This is a genomic window from Vibrio sp. 10N.222.48.A3, assembly GCF_041475345.1.
Lineage (GTDB): Bacteria > Pseudomonadota > Gammaproteobacteria > Enterobacterales > Vibrionaceae > Vibrio > Vibrio tasmaniensis_A.
In genome coordinates this window covers 1-3,797 of the sequence record NZ_JBFRVX010000621.1, presented here as the reverse complement: position 1 = coordinate 3,797, position 3,797 = coordinate 1, and the positions used below count along the sequence as shown (strand labels likewise).

The 3,797-nt window shown below is 51.0% G+C and carries 5 protein-coding genes; all 5 read right to left on the bottom strand.

Going from position 1 to position 3,797, the window contains the following annotated elements:
* Positions 1-5 precede the first annotated feature (5 nt).
* Entirely contained in the window at positions 6-1,367 is a 1,362-nt protein-coding gene (locus AB4653_RS17200) for a conjugal transfer protein TraH (RefSeq protein WP_102257493.1), read from the bottom strand.
* Positions 1,364-1,801, bottom strand: coding sequence for a conjugal transfer protein TraF (traF, locus tag AB4653_RS17195; RefSeq protein WP_016799993.1), 438 nt, complete (start codon positions 1,799-1,801; stop codon positions 1,364-1,366). Before traF (AB4653_RS17195) ends, AB4653_RS17200 begins: the two co-directional genes overlap by 4 nt.
* A 15-nt stretch (positions 1,802-1,816) precedes the next feature.
* Positions 1,817-2,626 carry a type-F conjugative transfer system pilin assembly protein TraF gene (gene traF / locus AB4653_RS17190; protein ID WP_170962716.1) on the bottom strand — a complete coding sequence of 270 codons (810 nt, stop codon included), beginning with the start codon at positions 2,624-2,626 and terminating at the stop codon, positions 1,817-1,819.
* A gap of 12 nt (positions 2,627-2,638) precedes the next feature.
* Positions 2,639-2,842, bottom strand: coding sequence for a hypothetical protein (locus AB4653_RS17185; RefSeq protein ID WP_016799995.1), 204 nt, complete (start codon positions 2,840-2,842; stop codon positions 2,639-2,641).
* Between the two features lie 24 nt (positions 2,843-2,866).
* On the bottom strand, positions 2,867-3,797 hold a 931-nt coding region (gene traN / locus AB4653_RS17180; RefSeq protein WP_240800343.1), incomplete at its 5' end, for a type-F conjugative transfer system mating-pair stabilization protein TraN.

The window sequence follows — 3,797 nt, the reverse complement described above, 5'->3', positions numbered from 1 at the left end:
CTCCTTTAATGGCCAAAGGTGAGGTTCGATAGGGTAGCGTCACTTGCCGATTGGCTAAGGAGCTTTCGTTTGCGTTTTAAGCGCTCAGTGAGGGCTAAGTACGCGTTCAATTTTGTTTTGTGACGGTCTCGAATGGTTTGTAAGTAATCCCTTGCACTGTTGATGCCTTCGAGAGTGCGATTGACGTCGGTTGGGTTAACCGAAGCGAGGTTGGTCATGGATTGATTGACGATCATCAGCATGTTGTTGAGATAGGCATGCAAGAGATCGGCGGCAATATTTTGAGCGTATAAATGGCTTTCTGGTTGTAGGTTGAGGTGCGCATCATCAATGAGCATTGCTAAGATAGGAATGTCACTGAGTTCAACAAAGCTCTTCTCTGAGTCGGTGATAGGTTGGTCAGATTGTAAGTGGGCATAGAGCGTATCGACGGTGTGGCGCACTTTGGCGTTAAAGGCTTGGCTTTCATTTAGGCTGATGGCGCTTAGGCTCATCGAAAGGCAGGTCTCGGTGTTGTCGCATCGATACACCTCCAAATCCCCTCCGGTCAAAAGGGCGTTAATGGCGGTGTCGTTACCCACTAACATGGCCGGAATGTAGCTTGGCGTCCCCTGCGCGTCGTAAATGACGGTGCCAGTGAGGCTTACGATAAACTCGGCGACCTCTTGATTGTCTTGAAGGTAAGCGCTTTTCATGAGCGCATCCCACACCACATTTAAGTTCACTTTCACTGCGTGCGCCGTGGCGTCATCGGTGTTGCTAGCCAGTGTGCTCTGGTTGGTACGGACGTTGCGACATTCGTGTTGCGCTTCTAACCAATCAGCGAAAGCGTTGCTTTGCGTGCCTAGGGTGGCGCAGGCATGTCGCTTGGCTTCCCCATCGGTAAAGGCCGCTAAACCAGAGACCGCCGATTGCGCTACTTGGCAAGAGTTCATCGAGGTGGTGAGGAACTGATCAGCAATGGCTTGCAGTTTGTCCCGATTCTCTTTGATGCTCGGCGCCCAAGTTTGCAGCGCTAAATCCACCGCGAAGGGCACGGCGTTGGCAATGACGGCTTTACCAAAAGCCACCAGTTGGTCAGAGTTAATATGAGAAAAGCCGCCCATAAAGGCGTCAATGCCACCGCACCCTGCGCTGACAGAAGGCAAGGTGATGGCGGCCAGTTGAATGTTTTTGATGTTGGTGCGAGCAAACAAACTGCCCGCATTATAGTAGGTGGCGGATTGACCCTGATAGGCACTTGGGTTCGTGATGTTGCTGTTAAAACTGCTGTCATCCCAAAAGCTGTTCATGGCGTCGCCCAAGCCGCCGGCATGAAGTGAACATGAAAGACTCATTAAGAGAGTCAGGAGGGTAGGTCGCGTCATTGTAAACTCTCCATGATGGCCACATCGGCGCGCAAGGCTTGGTAGCTCTTAAGCAGCTCAGTGTATGGAACATTGCCTTCACTCAAACGCACGTACTTACCATTGCTGACGTTGATTAAGAACGTGGCGGGCGTAATGGCGTTTTTGAGATCCCCAAAAAACGCAGCGGTGATGTCAGAGTTGGTCGGTATAGGCGTCGCGTAACCGGGGATGGGTTGTCCGTCAAAGGAGAAATCGTACACAGGTAGTTGAGTAGTTTGCTCTAGCCGCTTCATGGTTGGGGCAAAGTGGTGACACTCAGCGCACTGACTAAAATGGAAGAACACCAAGGCGTATTGGCCTGTCATCGCATGAGGGGGTTGCGCTTGAGTGAGGGAGGTTGAGGCGAGCGTCATCAGCGTACTCAACAATAACGTGCGGATAAAAGCGTTCATCGGGGCGTCCTTAAGTTAAAAGTCGCTGTCTTGGTAATTGGTCGCGACGTTGTGAAAGCGAGAGAGCAAGTCTTTTTGTGAAATGAAGCCGTAGGCGAGGGGCTTGAGTGCTTTGGTGTGGATATTGGCCAGCATTAAAGCCGGTGTGTAGCGCACCTGTACACGCCCTGTCTTATCAATACGGTTTTCATTAATCGTCTCAAAGGTCTGACCGTCTTTGCTGATCCCGACCAGTTCGATGTGGTACCGGTGGGCAAAGTCTTGGATTGAGGGTGCTAGGGTTTGAGATAAGGCGTCTTGCCCTTCGTAGATGAAGTAGAGGCCCCAACCTTCTTGTACCAATTGACGCACAGTGGCTTCGTTTTTGAGTTGGATACCTTGATAGTACGTCGCTCTTGCGGCTTGCTCTGTGGGGCGGTCTTTGGTGTACGAGTATTCGGGGTGTTCGTTGATGAGCTTTTTGAAGGTCATGCCCGTTTGCGTGGTCTTGCCATCGATGAATTTTTTCAGCTTCATCAATTTTAGATTTTTCTCTTCATCGGTTGGGTTAATGGTGGCATCGTTTAACGCTTCATCAAACGCGCGGTGGAACCATTGCATCTGCTCGGTGGCGCTCATCACGGTAGAGACGCTGTTGGGGGGGAGGCTCTCCTCCTCTTTGGGAGGGACTTTGGGCGCTTTGGTCTCGTTATACCAGCGCCACCCCTTGGGGGGCTCATCGGCGATACTGTGAAAGGCCAATAAAGCCAACAACATTAACGGTAGGGGTTTGATTGTTAATCGGTTAATTGAGTTGTTCACCGTTTTTGTGGATAAGTCCTTCATGGTGTGACCTCATTATTGCCAGAAACTCAGCATCTTGTGGGTGCGCGTGTGAAATAACGTCCAAAGTGCTTCATCAATGCCACGCTGTTGTTGGTGCCTCATCATTTCTTGCTTGAGCTGATGGAGTTTTCGTTTGAACAGAAGATGCCGAATAAGGGTGATGGCAAACCCGGTTGTCGACAGGGTGGCCACAAGTAAAGGGAGTAGGGGATCCATATCATGTCCTCATCATTGATTAAGTTAATGGCGATAAGCGCTGTGTAATCGCTCTTGGATTTCTGTGGCCGAAGGCAGGTTGGTGTTGCCGTGCATGTCGTCGTAGAAGTCCGAAAAGTCGAGGCGTTCAAAATCTATGTCTTGAAGCTGCTCGGGGGTAAGGGCGCCGCAAATGGGGTGTTTGGCGGTTCCCAGACTGATGCCAAGTTGACCTTTCGAGCCTTGCTCTTGGATGATGCGCGCCAATTTGCTATCAAAGACGCAGTAGGTCTTCTTTTCCCGGATACACGCGCCTAAGACCTTTTCTGCGCAATAACGGCCAAGGGCTATCGTAATGCCTTGCTCTTTGGCTTGACCGAGCGCTTTCTCTTCATCATTGCATTGGGCTATGCCAATACTCGTGCCCCAACCGCCGTCTTTACAGCAGTCGGCAAAACCAAAAGCGGCGTCTGTGCACTTCATGCCTTTGCCTGTAAATATCTTCGGTGGGTTACCCATACCGTCAGCGGCTTCTGCGAGCGCGGCTAAGGCTGAGGTGCTTTCATTAAAGCGGTTTGAAGTGGTCGCCATGGCTTCAAAGCAATCGCCATCCAGACAAAAGCTCTCTTCTCCACAGATTAATTGGGTGGCACTGCAGCGCCGCTGTGGGCAGGATTTATTGACTTTCTCCTCAATGCACACACCGTTTTGCTGGAGGCTGCAATGGGTTGACGTCGTGGTGCAATCGGCGGGCAGGACGTTGCACGTATTGGGTCGAGTGCATTGGTGCTCAACCCGATACTTCCAGCAATCAAGCGTGGTCGGTATGCCATTAATGATGCGGGTGGCTCGACCTTCAATGCATTGCTGGCGAGTGATCTTGCATGAGTTCATCAGGTTGCATTCTGTTCGCCAAGTAATGTTGTTCTTGATGCAGTTCCCTCCGGATAAGGAGAATCCGTTTGAACAGCTCAAG

What these genes read in the sequence shown, in the direction of transcription:
- AB4653_RS17200 (WP_102257493.1), bottom strand. Translation starts at nt 1,367, where the DNA reads ATGACGCGACCTACCCTCCTGACTCTCTTAATGAGTCTTTCATGTTCA.
- AB4653_RS17185 (WP_016799995.1), bottom strand. Translation starts at nt 2,842, where the DNA reads ATGGATCCCCTACTCCCTTTACTTGTGGCCACCCTGTCGACAACCGGG.
- traF (WP_170962716.1), bottom strand. Translation starts at nt 2,626, where the DNA reads ATGAAGGACTTATCCACAAAAACGGTGAACAACTCAATTAACCGATTA.
- traF (WP_016799993.1), bottom strand. Translation starts at nt 1,801, where the DNA reads ATGAACGCTTTTATCCGCACGTTATTGTTGAGTACGCTGATGACGCTC.